The organism is Amycolatopsis sp. CB00013 (genome assembly GCF_001905755.1).
Classification (GTDB): domain Bacteria; phylum Actinomycetota; class Actinomycetes; order Mycobacteriales; family Pseudonocardiaceae; genus Amycolatopsis; species Amycolatopsis japonica.
On the sequence record NZ_LIWC01000001.1, the window covers coordinates 39714 to 54731 of the forward strand.

At 70.3% G+C, this 15018-nt stretch carries 15 protein-coding genes; 3 read left to right on the forward strand and 12 right to left on the reverse strand.

Features of this window, described 5'->3' with window-relative positions:
- Positions 1 to 32: 32 nt before the first annotated feature.
- The 8 genes from AMK34_RS00195 to AMK34_RS00230 all read right to left on the reverse strand — a co-directional run bounded on the left by AMK34_RS00195 (position 33) and on the right by AMK34_RS00230 (position 8597).
- On the reverse strand, positions 33 to 644 hold the full coding sequence (locus AMK34_RS00195; RefSeq protein ID WP_038515191.1) for a flavodoxin family protein: 612 nt from the start codon (positions 642 to 644) through the stop codon (positions 33 to 35).
- Complete coding sequence (locus AMK34_RS00200; RefSeq protein ID WP_073842226.1) at positions 641 to 1948, reverse strand: UDP-glucose dehydrogenase family protein; 1308 nt, start codon at positions 1946 to 1948, stop codon at positions 641 to 643. The genes AMK34_RS00195 and AMK34_RS00200 overlap by 4 nt, the downstream gene beginning before the upstream one ends.
- On the reverse strand, positions 1941 to 2879 hold the full coding sequence (locus AMK34_RS00205; RefSeq protein ID WP_443111195.1) for a glycosyltransferase family 9 protein: 939 nt from the start codon (positions 2877 to 2879) through the stop codon (positions 1941 to 1943). The genes AMK34_RS00200 and AMK34_RS00205 overlap by 8 nt, the downstream gene beginning before the upstream one ends.
- A complete protein-coding gene (locus AMK34_RS00210) occupies positions 2876 to 3562 on the reverse strand; it encodes an SDR family oxidoreductase (RefSeq protein WP_073842227.1) in 687 nt (228 codons plus the stop codon). Before AMK34_RS00210 ends, AMK34_RS00205 begins: the two co-directional genes overlap by 4 nt.
- A complete protein-coding gene (locus tag AMK34_RS00215) occupies positions 3562 to 4920 on the reverse strand; it encodes a PfkB family carbohydrate kinase (protein ID WP_073842228.1) in 1359 nt (452 codons plus the stop codon). Before AMK34_RS00215 ends, AMK34_RS00210 begins: the two co-directional genes overlap by 1 nt.
- Positions 4917 to 5480 carry a D-sedoheptulose-7-phosphate isomerase gene (locus AMK34_RS00220; RefSeq protein WP_073842229.1) on the reverse strand — a complete coding sequence of 188 codons (564 nt, stop codon included), beginning with the start codon at positions 5478 to 5480 and terminating at the stop codon, positions 4917 to 4919. Before AMK34_RS00220 ends, AMK34_RS00215 begins: the two co-directional genes overlap by 4 nt.
- 16 nt (positions 5481 to 5496) lie before the next feature.
- Positions 5497 to 7119 carry a carbamoyltransferase family protein gene (locus AMK34_RS00225; RefSeq protein WP_073842230.1) on the reverse strand — a complete coding sequence of 541 codons (1623 nt, stop codon included), beginning with the start codon at positions 7117 to 7119 and terminating at the stop codon, positions 5497 to 5499.
- A 518-nt stretch (positions 7120 to 7637) separates the two neighbouring features.
- Positions 7638 to 8597, reverse strand: a complete 960-nt coding sequence (locus AMK34_RS00230; protein WP_073842231.1) for an NAD-dependent epimerase/dehydratase family protein — start codon at positions 8595 to 8597, stop codon at positions 7638 to 7640.
- A 70-nt stretch (positions 8598 to 8667) separates the two neighbouring features.
- On the opposite strand from AMK34_RS00230, the gene AMK34_RS00235 reads away from it, so the two are divergent.
- Genes AMK34_RS00235 through AMK34_RS00245 form a run of 3 tightly spaced genes read left to right on the forward strand, consistent with a single transcriptional unit; the run spans position 8668 to position 11319 of the window.
- On the forward strand, positions 8668 to 9555 hold the full coding sequence (locus AMK34_RS00235; protein WP_073842232.1) for a polysaccharide pyruvyl transferase family protein: 888 nt from the start codon (positions 8668 to 8670) through the stop codon (positions 9553 to 9555).
- Positions 9552 to 10424 carry a glycosyltransferase family 2 protein gene (locus AMK34_RS00240; protein ID WP_073842233.1) on the forward strand — a complete coding sequence of 291 codons (873 nt, stop codon included), beginning with the start codon at positions 9552 to 9554 and terminating at the stop codon, positions 10422 to 10424. The genes AMK34_RS00235 and AMK34_RS00240 overlap by 4 nt, the downstream gene beginning before the upstream one ends.
- Positions 10414 to 11319, forward strand: a complete 906-nt coding sequence (locus tag AMK34_RS00245; RefSeq protein WP_073842234.1) for a glycosyltransferase family 2 protein — start codon at positions 10414 to 10416, stop codon at positions 11317 to 11319. The genes AMK34_RS00240 and AMK34_RS00245 overlap by 11 nt, the downstream gene beginning before the upstream one ends.
- A 591-nt stretch (positions 11320 to 11910) precedes the next feature.
- On the opposite strand, the gene AMK34_RS00250 is transcribed toward AMK34_RS00245, so the two are convergent.
- From AMK34_RS00250 to AMK34_RS43080, 4 genes are all read right to left on the reverse strand, one after another.
- A complete protein-coding gene (locus AMK34_RS00250; RefSeq protein WP_073842235.1) occupies positions 11911 to 13128 on the reverse strand; it encodes a glycosyltransferase in 1218 nt (405 codons plus the stop codon).
- Between the two features lie 29 nt (positions 13129 to 13157).
- Positions 13158 to 14123 (reverse strand): glycosyltransferase, encoded by a 966-nt coding sequence (locus AMK34_RS00255; RefSeq protein WP_073844451.1) that lies wholly within the window; start codon positions 14121 to 14123, stop codon positions 13158 to 13160.
- A 28-nt stretch (positions 14124 to 14151) separates the two neighbouring features.
- On the reverse strand, positions 14152 to 14583 hold the full coding sequence (locus AMK34_RS00260; protein WP_073842236.1) for a DUF4383 domain-containing protein: 432 nt from the start codon (positions 14581 to 14583) through the stop codon (positions 14152 to 14154).
- 75 nt (positions 14584 to 14658) lie between these two features.
- Positions 14659 to 14796: a hypothetical protein gene (locus tag AMK34_RS43080; protein ID WP_198941610.1), complete on the reverse strand. Its 138-nt coding sequence runs from the start codon at positions 14794 to 14796 to the stop codon at positions 14659 to 14661.
- Positions 14797 to 15018: the final 222 nt, after the last annotated feature.

Here is a 15018-nt window from a genome sequence, read left to right on the forward strand (position 1 = left end):
TACCCGGCCCGCCCGGCGGTTACACCTCGGGGTCAGGACGCGGGGTACTGGCGCTCGCGCAGCAGGTTCGCCAGGTGGATCGCGTTGCGCGCCAGGGTCGCGTTGGTCGATTCGACCGCATCGGGCGTTTCGTCGAGGTCGTTGTAGTCCCCGCCCTTCATCGCCTCACCGTTCCAGTAGGTCCCGCCCTGTGCGGGCACGGTGAATCCGATGTCGTTGAGGGCCTGGAAGAGATCGGCGGTGATCTTGTGCGCGCCGTCCTCGTTGCCGACGACGGCGGTGACGCCGACCTTGCCGAACATCGCGGGCCTGCCCTCGTCGTCCGTTTCGGACAGTTCGGCGTCGAGCCGTTCCAGCACTCGTTGCGCCACGCTGGACATGTGGCCGACCCAGGTCGGCGTCGAGATCAGCAGGATGTCGGCGGCGGCGATCTTGCGGCGGATCTCCGGCCAGGCGTCGCCGTCACCCATGTCGCCCTCCACGCCCGGTTTGACGTCGTGGTCGACCACGCGCACGAGTTCGCCGGTGGCGCCGTGCCCGGCCAGTTCGTCCAGGAGCTGCTGCGCGATCAGCGCACTGCTCGACGGGGCGGGCGACGGTTTGAGCGAGCACACCAGTGCGAGGGCCTTCAACGGCTGGGTCATCCTGTCCTCCTGTTCGGATCGGTGCCGAGTCCCGTGTGGACGAAGCCCGCTTCGCCGACGGTCGCCGGGTCCAGGAGGTTCCTGGCGTCGACGACGACGGCGCGTTCGGTGGCGGCGGCGAGCCGGTCCCAGTCGAGTTCGCGGAACTCGGGCCACTCGGTGAGCACGACCAGCGCCGCCGCGTCCTTCGCCACCAGGTACGGGTCGTCGACGACCTGGACGGTGTCCGGTTCGACGGCTTCGACGCCGGGGTCGTACGCGGTCAGCACCGCGCCGCTCCTGGCGAGCTCCCGCGCGACCGCGAGCGCGGGGGAATCGCGCAGATCCCCGGTTCCCGCCTTGAACGCCAGTCCGAGCAACCCGATACGGATGCCCGAGAGCGAGCCGTCCGAAACCCCGGTGATCGCGCGGCGGATCTTCCGCACCACGGCCGCCCGCTGACGGGTGTTGGCCTTCATGGCGTCACGGAGGATGCCGAAGTCCACCCCCGCGTGTTCGGCGGTCCGCAGCAGCGCGGCGGTGTCCTTGGGCAGGCACGAGCCGCCCCAGCCGGGGCCGGGGACGAGGAAGGCTGGCCCGATCCGCGAATCGAGCCCCATGAGCCGCCCGACGTCGCGGATGTCGGCGCCGTAGTGCTCGCAGAGTTCGGCGAGGACGTTCACATAGGACACTTTCAGCGCCAGGAACGCGTTGCTGGCGTACTTCGCGAGCTCGGCGCTCGCCGGATCGGTGAACCACACCGGTGCGTTCGTCTCCCCGTACAAGGCGGCGACGCGCTCCGCGGCCGTCCTGTTCCCGGGGACCGAGCCGAGGACGACCCGGTCGGGCTGCAAGAAGTCTTCGACGGCGTGCCCCTCGCGGAGGAATTCGGGATTGCTCACCACGGGCAGATCCGGTCCGAGCGATTCCGTCAGCCGGGCCCCGGTGCCGACCGGCACGGTCGACTTGGTGACGACGACGCAGCCGGGCGCCAGCAGTCCGGGCAGCGTGGCCACGACCTCGTCCAGCAACCGGACGTCGGCGTCGCCGTTCTCCCCTTTCGGCGTGGGCAGGCAGAGCAGTACGAAGTCCACATCGGACAGTTCTTCCGGCGCGCCGGTGAAGCGGAGCCGTCCGCAGCCCAGCCCGTCGCGGACCAGTTCCGTGAGCCCTGGTTCGGCGATGGTGACCTCGCCCCGGTTCAGCTCGTCCACTTTGGACAAATCGTTGTCGACGCAGACCACCTGGTGGCCCAGATGAGTGAAGCATGCCGCGCTGGTGAGCCCGACGTATCCGGCGCCGATCACCCCCACCCGCTCAACCACGGGAGGCTCCCGTCCGGAGCAGATCCTCGGCCGCGGTGAGGACGCGTTCCTCGCGCAACAGCAGCAGACCCGGATCCGGGGCGCCACCGTGCGGGTCGCCGACGTCCCCCACCCAGAGGACCGTATGCCGCCGGTCTCCGGCGGGCGGGCCCCAGAGGCGCGGTGGGGTCGGCCCGAACAGCAGCACCGACGGCGTCCCGTACGCGGTGGCGAGGTGGCCGACACCGGTGTCACCGCAGATCATCAACCGTGCTTCGGCCACGGTCGCGGCCAGCTCGGCGAGGCCACCGCCCACGAGAGCCGCGTCGCCGGGAAGCCCGGCCTCCTCGACGATCGCGCGGACGAGAGGCGCTTCCGGCGCGCTTCCCGTGACGACCACCCGATGCCGGGCGGAGAGCTCCCGCGCCACCCGCGCGTACCGGTCCGGCGGCCAGCGCCGGGCGGCGAAGGCGGCACCGGGGTGGATCACCACGGCGTCCGCAGCCGGGCTGGGGCCGGGCGGCGGGGGCAGGGCGAGGTCGCTCCGGTCGGCCGGGATACGCGCGGCTTCGAGCAGACGGCACCAGCGGTCGACTTCGTGCGCCTCCGCGGGCCAGTCGGGGCCGTCGACGCCGGGGAAGTCCGGATGCCGGTGGGTGATCAGCTCCAGCGGATCCTGGGCGAGCAGGTCGTGGATGCTCTCCGGGCCGCGGCCGTGCAGGTTCACCGCCAGCCGCGGCGGCTCGCCGGGCCAGGACAGTTCGCCGAGCCCGGCCGTCGGGAGCAGTTCGTCCACGGCGTCGATCAGCTCGACGAGATCGCGCAGGTTCTCCGGCGCGGCGAGGACGAGCCGTTCGTCGTCGAAGGCGCGGCGCAGGGCCCGCAGGGCGGGGGCCGCGGTGAGCAGGTCTCCCAGGCCGAGGGCGCGCAGCACAAGGATGCCACCGGTCACGGCCAGGACCCCTCTTCCGAAGCGCACACCACGAGTTCGCGGACTTCGCAGCCGGGCGGCTGGGAGAGGGCGAAGACCACCGAGGCGGCGACGTGCTCGGGCTGGTTGAGCTTCGCGTCCGGCGGCGGCTTGTACTGCTCGGCTCGGTCGTCGAAGAACGCCGTGTGCATGCCGCCGGGGACGAGCAGCGTCACCCCGACCCGCCCCGCGAGCTCCATGGCGAGTGCCCTGGTGAAGCCGACGACGCCGAATTTCGACGCGCAGTAGGCACTCGCGTCCCCGGCGACCCGCAGGCCCAGGGTCGACGCGCAGGTCACCACCGTGCCGTGGCTCAGCCGCAGATGGGGCAGCGCCGCACGGACGACCGCTGCGGTGCCGAGCAGGTTGACCCGGATCACGCGTTCCCAGTCCTCTGTGGACACTTCGTCGAGCGGACCGCACGCATCGGTGCCCGCCGCGGTGAAGACGCCGTCGATCCCGCCCGCCCGTTCGGCGAGTTCGTCCACGGCGCGCGCGGCCGCGGCGGAATCGGCGAGGTCGGCCCGGACGAACGCGACGTCGCCCGCCGGTTCCGCGCGATCGACGACGAGAGGGGTGCCGCCCGCCTCGCGGACGGCTTCGACGGTCGCGGCACCGAGGCCGGAGGCGCCGCCGGTGATCAGGACGTTGCCGAGAGGGCGCATCATGCTCCTTCCGCCGCGGCTACCAGCCGGGAGGTGGAATAGCCGCGGATGGTCGGGATCAGGACGATTTCGCCGCCGTGCCTACGCACCACGGCGCTTTCGGGGAGTTCGGTGTCGGCGTAGTCGCCGCCCTTGACCCAGACGTCCGGGCGCAGGCGGTCCAGCACGGCGGCCGGATCGGGTTCGTCGAACACCACAACGGCGTCGACCGAAGCGAGTTCGGTGAGCAGTCGGGCGCGGTCGCGGGCGGTCACGATCGGCCTGCCCGGCCCTTTCAGGCCGCGCACCGAGGCATCGGAGTTGAGACACACGACAAGGGCGTCGCCGAGGGAACGCGCCTGTCGCAGCAGGGCGGCGTGGCCGGGGTGCAGCAGATCGAAACAACCACCCGTTGCCACGAGCCTGCCGCCTCGTGCGCGGACCCGTGTCGCGAAGTCGAACGCCGAAGTGCCGTGGTGGTGGGCTTCCGGTTCGGGCGAGTTGTCCACTGTGGACAGCGTGGCGGCGCCGCCGGTCGCGACGAACCGGGCCGCCGTCTCGACGCCGGCCGCGACGGCGTCGGCGGTGGCCGCACCGTCGAGCAACGCCGCGGTGACCGCGGACGCGAAGCGATCACCTGCGCCGCAAGTGTCCTTGGCGACGACTCCCGACGGCGGCCGGAACGTCGTGCACTGCCCGCCCTCGGCCAGCACCGCGCCGTGCGCGCCCGTGGTGACGCCGACCGCGTCGGCCTTCCACAGTGCGTGCACCCGCTTCGCCAGCTCTCCGGCGTCGGCGCGGGTCTCGGTGAGCTGTTCGGCTTCGGCGAGATTCGGGGTGGCCAGGCGGACTCCCGCGACGGGCTCGCTCCCGCGGGGATGCGGATCCCAGACGACGGGGATCGTGCCCGCCAGTTCGGCGAGCAGCGCGCGGATCTCCGGATGACCGGTCACGCCGCGGCCGTAGTCGGCGACGAGGATCGCGCCCGCCGACCGCAGCGCCGCCCGGACGTCGGAGGTGAGCGGCGAGAACTCGGCCCTGCCGTCACCGCTGTCGAGCCGGACCAGGGACTGCCCCGCGACGCGCACCCGCTTCTTGGTGACGGTGGTGCCGTCCAGCGGCATCGGCACCACGCGGACTTCGTGCTCCAGCAGCCCGATCAGGGCCCGTCCCGCCTGATCGTCACCCAGCGGAGTGACCAGCACGACCTCGGCGGTGGACCGGGCCGCGAGCAGCGCGGCCAGCCCGGCGCCGCCCGGCCGCCGCCATTCCCGGACCAGGTCGACCACCGGGACGGGCGCGTCCGGGCAGAGCCGGTCCGACGTGCCGTCGACGTCTACGTCCAGCAAGGCGTCGCCCAGGACGACCAGCGGCCTCACGTGGGCACCCCGAGCGCGTCGTCCAGCGCGGTGCACAGGGCGTGCACCAGTGCGAGGTGGACCTCCTGCACGGTCGCCATCGACGGTGCCTCCACCGGGATCGCGTCGGAGCACAGCGCGGCGAGCGGATTGGGGGAGGGGCCGGTGATCGCCCAGGTGGTGACGCCGAGTTCGTGGGCGGCCTTCGCCGCCGCGACGACGTTCTGGCTGCCCCCGCTAGTGGAAAGGCAGACGAGGATGTCGCCGGGGCGGCCGTGCGCCCGCACTTGCCGGGCGAACACGTCGTGCTCGCCGTAGTCGTTGACGATCGCCGTCACGGCCGAGGTGTCCGCGTGCAGGGCGATCGCGGAGAACGGCTGCCGATCGTTGCGGAACCTGCCGACCAGCTCACCGGTGAGATGCTGCGCTTCGGCGGCGCTCCCGCCGTTGCCGCACGCGAGCAGCCGTCCGCCGGAGGACAGCACGGCGGCCAGCTGGTCACCCCAGCCACGGATCTTCGGCGACCAGGAAGCGGACTTCCCGGCGGCCTCGCTCAAAGCCGCGAAGTGTTCTTCGATCACGACACTCCTCCAAAGGTCAGGGACGGCGGACCACGAACGGTCCGAGGGCGAGCAGGTCGATGGGGGCCGAACCGAAGCACTCCAAGGCGTCCCTGGGGGAATCGACCATCGGCCTGCCCGCGGTGTTGAGACTGGTGTTGACCACGGCGGGGACGCCGGTGCGGCGTTCGAACGCGCCGAGCATCCGGGCCACGAGCGGCTCGTCGTCCGCGTCGACCGTCTGTACCCTGGCCGTTCCGTCGACATGGGTGACGGCCGGGATCTTGTCCCTCCATTGTGGAGCGACGTCGTGCACGAAGAGCATGTAGGGACTGGGAAGCGGGCCGCGGGAGAAGATCTCGCCCGCACGGTCGGCGAGGACCATCGGGGCGACCGGACGGAACTGTTCGCGGCCCTTGACGTCGTTCAGCCGTTCCAGATTGGTCTCGTGCCCGGGATGCGCGAGCAGCGAGCGATGGCCGAGCGCGCGCGGGCCGAACTCGGACCGGCCCTGGAACCAGGCCACGATCCGGTTTTCGGCCAGCGCTTCGGCGACGGTCTCGGCGACGTCGTCCGGCCGCTCGTAGCGCACGTTCGCGGTCTTGAGCGCGTTCTCCAGCTGGTCGTCGGTCCAGCCGCGGCCGAGATCCGCGCCGGTCATCGGACCGCCGCGATCGCCGAACTCCGCGGCGAGCTCCAAGGCCGCGCCGAGCGCGGTGCCGGCGTCACCGGCGGCGGGCTGGACCCAGATCCGGTCGAACGGTCCCTCGGCGTGGAGCCGGGTGTTGGCGACGCAGTTGAGCGCGATCCCGCCCGCCAGCGCGAGGTCGCCGTGCCCGGTGTGCTCGTGGAGCTTGGTCGTCAGGTCGAGAAGGACGTCCTCCAGGCACCGCTGCACGCTCGCGGTCAGGTCGGCGTGCACCTGCCCCGGTTCCTGGCCGGGCTCGACGGCGGGAGCGAACGACGCCCAGTCGATCTCGTCGGTGCGGAACCCCATCCCGTTGGTGTGCACGCTTTCCGCGATCCGGTCGAGGAAGCGGGGTTTGCCGTAGGAGGCGAGGGCCATCACCTTGTACTCGTCACTGGACCGGGCGAAACCGAGGTGCTCGGTCAGATCCTCGTACATCAGCCCGAGGGAATGGGGCAGCCGTTGCTCGGCGAGTTCCTCGAACTTGCCGTCGCGATACTCGCCCGCGAGATATGACGTGCTCTCGCCACGGCCGTCGGCGACCAGCACCGCGCAGTCGTCGAACGGCGCGGCGAGCGCGGCCGAGGCGGCGTGCGCGACGTGGTGCCGGACGAAGCGGACGGTCGCGGGATCCAGCCCGGGCAAGGCCGCCTTGAGGAACGCGGGAGCCCGGCGGGCGAAGTCGGTGCGGAGGCATTCGTTCTTCCCGTCGTGCCCCGCCATGCCCGGCTCCACGAGCGCCGGATCGTAGGAATAGCCGACGGCGTCGAGATCCTGAGCGGAGATCCCGGCCTCGGCCAGGCACCACGCGGCGGCCTCGACGGGCTGTTCCCAAGCGGAGAACGGCACCGGTCGTTTGCCGTGTTTGCGGCGGCTGAACCGTTCTTCCTCCGCCGCCGCCACGATTTCGCCATCGACGACCAGGGCGGCGGCCGGGTCGTGGAAGACGGCGTTGACACCGAGTATGCGCACCGGGCCACCTCTCCGGTCGGGGCCGCGGGCCGTGACCCGCGCTTACTCCCGTAGCGCTACCCGGTGCGTTCGGGGATAAACGATGCGGCGCAAAAGCCCAGGACGTCGCTACTGAGCGAAGCGTCTGTCGGGGGAAATGGGTGAGACGACGCGCGTGATCAGAGGGACGACACACGTGACTGGACGGACGACACACGCCTGACCCGGAACCTGCGCCGAGCCGTCCGCCTGGACACGTGTGTCGTCCGTTTGATCACGCGTGTCGGCCATCCAGTCACGCGCCGACGGTGCGTGGAAGTCCTTCCGCCAGAACGATCTCCGGCTCCCAGCCGAGTTCGCGGCGGTCCGGTGTCGGCGAGTGGGGAGGATTTGAGACGTTCAACGTCCCAAATCCTCCCCACTCGGCTAGACCTTGGTCAACGTCCTGATTCCTACATCGTCAGCACCCGGCGCGCCGAGCAGCCGGCCTCCACACACGATCGTGCCGCGGCGAGTATCCCGAGACGCCACTCACGGGGTCACGCGCCGACGGCCGGGAACGGGCCCGACCTCTGCCGCGTGAACCAGGCGACGGTGCGTGGAAGGCCTTCCGCCAGAACGATCTCCGGCTCCCAGCCGAGTTCACGGCGGGCGCGGGAGATGTCCGGGCACCGGCGGGCCGGATCGTCGACGGCGGCGTCGACGTATTCGATCCGGGACGCGCTGCCGGTGACGGCCAGGATCTCCTCCGCGATCCGTAGCACGGTGAGTTCGTGCGGGTTGCCGAGGTTCACCGGGCCGGGCACGTCGGAAGCGGCCAGCGCGATCAGGCCGCGGACGGTGTCGTCGACGTAACAGAGCGAACGGGTCTGGCCGCCGGTGCCGGTCACGGTGAGCGGCGCGCCCGCGAGCGCCTGCCCGATGAACGTCGGGATCATGCGGCCGTCGTCGGGACGCATCCGAGGACCGTACGTGTTGAAGATCCGCGCTATGCCGGTGTTCACGTCCCGCTCCCGGCGCATGGCCGAGGTGAGCGCTTCGGCGTACCGCTTGGCTTCGTCGTAGACGCTACGCGGGCCGATCGGGTTCACGTGTCCCCAGTATTCTTCGCGCTGCGGATGCTCTCGCGGATCGCCGTAGACCTCGCTCGTCGACGCGAGGACGAAGCGGGCGCCGTCGCGTTCGGCGATGTCCAGCGCCCGTTCGGTGCCGTACGAGCCCGCGCGCAGCGTCTCCAGCGGAAGGCGGAGGTAGTCACGCGGCGAGGCGGCGGACGCCAGGTGAAAGACGACGTCGAACGGGCCCGGCGCGGTCATCGGCCCGGTGACGTCACGGGAGAGGAGCCGGAACCCCGGACGGTCGAGCAGATGCGCCACGTTGACCGTGGCGGCGGTCGCGAAATTGTCGGCCGCGACGACCTCCGTTCCCGCCTCCAGCAAACGTTCGCACAGATGCGAACCGACGAAACCCGCGCCCCCGGTCACCAGCGCTCTGTCCATGGCGACGGGCTACCCGGTGCGGGCCCGGAAAAAACCGTGTGAACGCGGACAAGCCGGGTAAGTCTCCGATATGCGTGCATTGGTTATCGGCTGGGCCAGCTTCCGCCACGGCGAGGCCACCGCGGGAGACGTGCTCAGCATGCGCAGGGTCGACGAGGCGTTGTCCACCATGGGGATGGAGCACGATCTGGCGTGGAGCCCGGTCTACCGGCCCGGGGACGTCAACTACGAAGAGGTGGATCCGGCCCGGTACAGCCACGTGGTCTTCGTCTGCGGGCCGGCGCACGGATGGCAGATCCGGGAGGTGCACCGGCGCTTCGCCCATTGCCGCCGGATCGCGGTCGGGGTGTCGGTGATCGACCCGGAGGACGACACGGTCACGGGCTTCGACCAGGTTTTCCCTCGAGATCAGGGGAAGGTCGGCACGCCGGACCTCTCCCTCGGTGTGCCGACCGACCAGGTACTGGTGACCGGCGTGATCCTGGCACCGCCGCAACGGGAGTACGGCGAGTCCGGTCGCCACGCGGAGGTGCACGCGTCGGTGCGGGACTGGATCGCCGGAGTGGACTGCGCCCGGGTGCCGCTCGACACGCGGCTGGCGTCGTCGGATTGGGAACGCTGCGAGACGCCGGATCAGTTCACCTCGATCCTGTCGCATCTGGATGTCGTGGTCACGACGCGGCTGCACGGCCTGGCGCTGAGCCTTCAGGCCGGGGTGCCGGCACTGGCCATCGACCCGGTCGCGGGCGGCGGCAAGGTCAGCGCCCAAGCCGACGCGCTCGGCTGGCCCGCGCTCGTCCCGGCCGAAGAAGCGGGGGATCGGGACGTGCTCGACTCCTGGTGGCGCTGGTGTTCTTCGGTGCAGGGCCGTGCGGTGGCCGCGCTTCGGGCATTGCCTGCCGACAACGGGCTCATGCGGGACATGGTGAAGGCACTCAAGACCAGGCCGGTGCGATGAGCGCCGCCTCGACGACGGTGGTGATCGCCACCCGCGATCGGGCACCGGAACTGGAACGGACGTTGCGAGAGCTGACCGCGTTGCGGCCGCCTCCGCCGATCGTGGTGGTGGACAACGGTTCGTCCGACGGCACGGCGGCCAGGGCGGCGGCGTTCCCCGGGGTGCGGGTGGTCCGGTTGCCGCGCAACATCGGGGTGGCGGCGCGGAATCTCGGGGTCGCGGTGGCTCGGACGCCGTACGTCGCCTTCAGTGACGACGATTCCTGGTGGGCCGAAGGTGCGCTCGCCGAGGCGGAACGGATCCTCGACACCCACGACGACGTCGGTTTGGTGGCCGCGAAAACGCTGGTGGGCGAGGAAGAACGGGAGGATCCGGTCGTCTCGATGATGGCCGCGAGCCCGCTCGGCAGGCCCGAGGGGCTTCCCGGACCGGCCGTGCTCGGGTTCCTCGCCTGTTCCGCGATCGTCCGGCGGACCGCCTATCTGCAGGCCGCGGGCTTCCATCCGCTGCTGCATTTCGGTGCCGAGGAGCGTTTGCTGTCCTACGACCTGGCGGCGCGCGGATGGTGGCTCTGCTACGCGGAGGCGGTGCGCGCGCATCATCATCCGTCTTCGGTGCGGCCGTCGTCTTCCTGGCGGGAGCGTGCCGAACTCCGCAACCGCATGCTGATCACGGTGATGAGACGGCCCGTACGCCGATGCCTCGCCGAGGTTTTCCGCACGCTGGCCAGGGCGCCGAGGGAACCACGCGTACTCGGCGCGCTCGCCGGGGTGGTGCGGCGCCTGCCGTGGGCGCTCGCCGACAGACGACGGCTGCCCGCTTCGGTGGAACGCCGGATCCGGGTACTGGAACACGCCCATGGAGGATGAAGTGAAGGACCGGATCACGGTCGTGGTGATCACGCACAACCGCCGGGCGCAGTTGCTGGAGACGCTCGCCTCGATGACCGCGCTCCCCGACGCGGCGCCGATCGTGGTGGTGGACAACGCTTCCACCGACGACACCGCGGACGCCGTCGAAGAGCGGTTCCCCTCGATCCGGCTGATCCGCGCGCCGCGGAATCTCGGCGCCGTCGCGCGCAATCTCGCCGTCCGCGAAGTGGAGACGCCGTACGTCGCCTTCTGCGACGACGACACCCGATGGCAGCCCGGATCCCTGCGCCGCGCCGCCGACCGGCTCGACGCGTTTCCCGGGCTGGGCGTGGTGACCGGCCGGTGCCTGGTGGAGCCGTCCCTGACGGAGGATCCGATCACCCCGGAACTGCGCCATTCACCGGTCCCCGGCCCGGAATGGCTGCCCGGTCCCGCTCTGCTGGGTGTCATGGCGGGGCTTTCGGCCGTCCGCGTCCGCGCGTTCCACGACGTCGGCGGATTCTCCGACCGGATGTGGCTCGGGGGAGAGGAGGAGCTGTTCGCCCTCGACCTCGCGAGCAAGGGCTGGTGGATGTGCTGGGACGAGGAGATGGTGATCCATCACGCTCCCTCGCCCGTCCGCGATCCGCGACGACGCCGGCAACTCGGCATCCGCAACACGCTGTGGACGTTGTGGCTGCGGCGACCGCTCGGCAGTGTCCTGCGCCGGATGGTCGCGGTGCTGCGTTCGGCGCCCCTCGATCGGGCGACGTTCGCGGCGGTGGCGGAAGCGGTACGGGGGATTCCGTGGGTGGTGCGGGAACGGGCCGTGGTCCCGGCGGCGGTCGAGCGGGGGCTGGTCCTGCTGGAGGAATCGCAGCGGAACTCGGTCGCGCGCCGGTACGTCGGGTGACGCCCGGCGCTTCTCGGAGGTCAGGCAGGTTGCGAAAGTGGCTTTCGCAACGTCGGCGAAGACAGGGGCGGGCTGGCTGAAGCGGCGAGGGAACCTTTCGCGGCGGCCCTGGCGTCGACCTTGGCGCATCCCATGGTCGAGACATGTCGCGAAAGCCACTTTGGCGAACCCGTATTTGCTGACCCGCTGGTGTGGCCGGGGCCGAGTGTGGAGGATTCGGGACGTTGTGCGTCCTGAATCCTCCACGGTCGACCCCGTTGGTGAGGCAGGCGGGGCAGTGAAGCTCATGCCGGCTGTCGTCTTGGGCGAGTGGGGAAGATTCCAGCCGTCCAACGTCCAGGATCTTCCCCACTCGGTCGTCCACCCCGGGGCGCGACCGGCACGATCAAGGGTTCAAGACCAGGACGGCCACCGCGACGATGAAGGAATCGGGACACTCAACGTCCAAACTCCTTCATCGTCATCCCTCGACGACAACCGGACTCTCGCTCCCACGCAGGTCGGACGTAAGTACACAAATGCTGGTTCGCCTTCGCGACATGTGATGTCCCGAAAGTGGCTTTCGCGACACAGCTGTGGAACGACTGGACCTCAGGAAGGTGAAGCGGCCGCCGCCACTTCCGTCTCCCCGGCCGGAACGCGTCCGTAAGCGCGCAAGCAATCCGAAGCGACCCTGTCCCACGAGTACCGGGCCCGCACCCGATCGGCTCCGGCGAGCCCGAACGACTCGCACAACGAAGCGTCACCGAGGAGGCGCCGCAACGCCGCCGCCAGCTCCCCGGGGTTGCGCGGCGGGACCAGCATCCCGGTGACCCCGTCGACGACCGTGTCGGTCAGCCCGCCGACGGCCGTCGCCACGACCGGGACACCGCAGGCCATCGCCTCCAGCGGCACGATGCCGAACGGTTCGTACCAAGGCGTGCAGACCACCGCGTCGGCGGAACGCAGGAGCGCGGGCATCTGCTCGCGCGATACGAGCCCGGGCAGGTGTACGCGGTCGGCGACGCCGGCCCGATTGGCGATCGCTCGCAACCGCCGGACCTCCGGCGCCTTGTCGAGCGGCCCCGCGTCCGGGCCGCCCACGATGACCAGTTCCGTGTCCGGGAGCGACGGCAGCGCGGCGATGGCGAGGTCGAAACCCTTGCGCGGGACCAGCCTGCCGACGCTGACGATCCGGCGTCGAGCCGTCCGGCCTGCCACGCCACCATCCGGGGTGAACGTGGTCAGGTCGACACCACACGGGACTACCGAAGCACGCGATCGCGGCAGCCCCATCCGCACGAGTTCGAAGACCTCGTCCGAGCAGGTCGCGATCACGCGGTCGGCCTGTTTGGCGATCATCCGCTCGAGCCGGATCCGGTCGGGCGGGCTCGTGTCGTTCTCGCCCTGATAGCGGCGTTTCACCACGCCCAGCGCGTGAAAGGTCTGTGCCACGGGGATTCCAAGGTCCTTCGCCGCGAGAATCGAAGCCAGGCCGGACATCCAGAAATGCGCGTGGACGACGTCGGGCCGGTCCTTGGCCCAGCGGGACCGCAGCACCCGGCCGAACTCGCCCATATATGGCAGCAGCTCGTCCTTCGGCAGTTTTTTGGCCGGTCCCGCGGGAACGTGGACGACGCGGTAGCCGTCCGGCGTCTCGACGGCCGCGGCGACACGGCGGTTGTCGCGGCGCGTGTAGACGGTGACGTCGTGTCCCTGCCTGCTCAGCGCCGAGGAAAGCGCCGCGACGTGGACGTTCTGACCCCCGGCGTCGGCTCCGCCCATGGCGGCGAGCGGGCTCGCGTGCTCGGAAACCATCGCGATCCTCATCGGGCTCCTTCCCTCCGCCTGCGGCGGAATCAAGCGGTCACTTCGGCCAGCAGGGCGTCCCAGCGGCTGAGGAACGCGTCGAGCCCGTAGTGGCTCAACGCGAACTCTCGCGCGGTTTTTCCTGCCAGCACGGCGAAATCGGGTTCGTGGATGAGCTCGCGGTACGCCTTCGCCAGCGCCTTGACGTCCGTCGAGACGGCGCCGGCGTCCGGCGGGACCGCGAGTACCGCTTCGGTGGTCGCCAGTGCCACGACCGGCATGCCCAGATGCATCGCTTCGAGCAGTGAAAGGCCCAGCGACGTCCACCTCGCGGTGTGGAGGTAGACGCGGCGCCGGGCCACTTCGTCGTACAGCTCCCGGCTCCGCAGATCGCCGCCGGGACGTAACGCGGGGTGTCGTCCGTCGAGTTCTTCCGCGCCGATCCCGTACACGTCGACCGGCGCGATCTCCGCGAAGGCGGGGAGCAGATCGGTTCCGGTGATCCGTCCCCGTCGCGCGGGTTCGTTGATCAGGGCCGCGCCGTGGGGCAGTTCCCCGGTGTACCGCTCGCCGGGATCGGGGATCCCGTGCGGCACGACCACCGTGGGCGCGAGGCCGGAGTCCCACATCAGTTCGTTGAAATGGGTCACGTGGACCAGCGGGATGTCGTCGCGCCCGGCCAGCGGATGCCGCGTGGTGGCGGCGTGCTCCCGGGGCGTGTTGTGCTCGACGTAGACGGCGGGCACTTCCTTGCCCGGGCGGCGGCGCAGCCACCGCGCCGACAAGTGGATCTCCTCGGGCCGCTGAAGGATCACGACATTGACGTCGAGATCCTTCAGTTCGTCGACGGGAACCTCTTGGGCGGAGGGCCAGTCACGGCCGCTGAGTCCGCGACCCCACGGTCCGCCTTCGTCGAGGAGCGGCAGGAAACAGTGGTGGCCACTTCGGACGAAGGCCTCGGTCCAGGAACCGTGCACGTGCCACAGGAGAATCCGGAGCGGGGCCGATTTCGTCATACCCGCCAAGTTGCCCGTTGTGGACGGACTAAACGTTTTCCGTTGTCTTACTTTGCTTCCGCTGGGAAACGCGAGTGGACGCGACGCCCACCACGAGCGCCACGAGGGCGGTCACCCCGTGCAGGACGTTGTCGGCCCAGTTGAGGTTGACGGCGTCGCCGGCGGAATCGGTCCCCGCCGAGAGAGCACCGAAAGCGGTCAAACCGGTGAACGCGACGAAGACCAGCCAGCTGTAGGCCGGGATCGCGGACGGTTTGACCACGGCGACCAGGCCGACGACGCCGATCACGGTGCGGATGACGTCGAGCATGCCCGTCGCGCTGAAGATCCAGAGCGTGTTTTCGCCGACCTCGTTCGCCTCGGGGAGGAAGAAGAAGCCGAGCACACCCAGGACGAGGTGGACCAGCGCGATGACCAGCACCACCGGTCGCAGAAGGAAGCCCGTCGTACGTAGGTTCATCGGAAAGCCTCCGTTTCGCCGCGAGCCGATCGGGTACCCCGTGGTGCGGCCGCGAAACGCGTTCGGCGGCGCGCCTCATTCACCGGACTGCGGGTCGGTGTCGTCGTGCGGGTCGCCGGACGACGTGCCCTGTTCGCCGCGGGTCTCTTCGCGGTCTTCCTGGTCCAGCTTCTCGCTGCCGGTGGAATCGCCCTTGGCGGGTCCGGTGTCCATGAGGGTCTCCTTCGTTCGGTTTCCTCGCGATTACCCGCTTTCTCGCGTTCTAGTGATGGGTGAAGGCGTGACTCGCGTGATCAGGCACGGAACTCGCGTGACTGGAGGCTCCACTCGGTGTTCCGCCGCTGATCACGTGAGTTACGGCTTGAATCACGCGAGTGCGGACCATTGTGGACGTTTCGCGCCATACGACCGGGGTAGCCGTGAGCAACTACGGCG

Excerpts from the sequence above, each read along its gene's own strand:
- AMK34_RS00195 (WP_038515191.1), bottom strand. The coding sequence starts at position 644 with ATGACCCAGCCGTTGAAGGCCCTCGCACTGGTGTGCTCGCTCAAACCG.
- AMK34_RS00210 (WP_073842227.1), bottom strand. The coding sequence starts at position 3,562 with ATGCGCCCTCTCGGCAACGTCCTGATCACCGGCGGCGCCTCCGGCCTC.
- AMK34_RS00230 (WP_073842231.1), bottom strand. The coding sequence starts at position 8,597 with ATGGACAGAGCGCTGGTGACCGGGGGCGCGGGTTTCGTCGGTTCGCAT.
- AMK34_RS00235 (WP_073842232.1), top strand. The coding sequence starts at position 8,668 with ATGCGTGCATTGGTTATCGGCTGGGCCAGCTTCCGCCACGGCGAGGCC.
- AMK34_RS00240 (WP_073842233.1), top strand. The coding sequence starts at position 9,552 with ATGAGCGCCGCCTCGACGACGGTGGTGATCGCCACCCGCGATCGGGCA.
- AMK34_RS00245 (WP_073842234.1), top strand. The coding sequence starts at position 10,414 with ATGGAGGATGAAGTGAAGGACCGGATCACGGTCGTGGTGATCACGCAC.
- AMK34_RS00250 (WP_073842235.1), bottom strand. The coding sequence starts at position 13,128 with ATGAGGATCGCGATGGTTTCCGAGCACGCGAGCCCGCTCGCCGCCATG.
- AMK34_RS00255 (WP_073844451.1), bottom strand. The coding sequence starts at position 14,123 with ATGACGAAATCGGCCCCGCTCCGGATTCTCCTGTGGCACGTGCACGGT.
- AMK34_RS00260 (WP_073842236.1), bottom strand. The coding sequence starts at position 14,583 with ATGAACCTACGTACGACGGGCTTCCTTCTGCGACCGGTGGTGCTGGTC.
- AMK34_RS43080 (WP_198941610.1), bottom strand. The coding sequence starts at position 14,796 with ATGGACACCGGACCCGCCAAGGGCGATTCCACCGGCAGCGAGAAGCTG.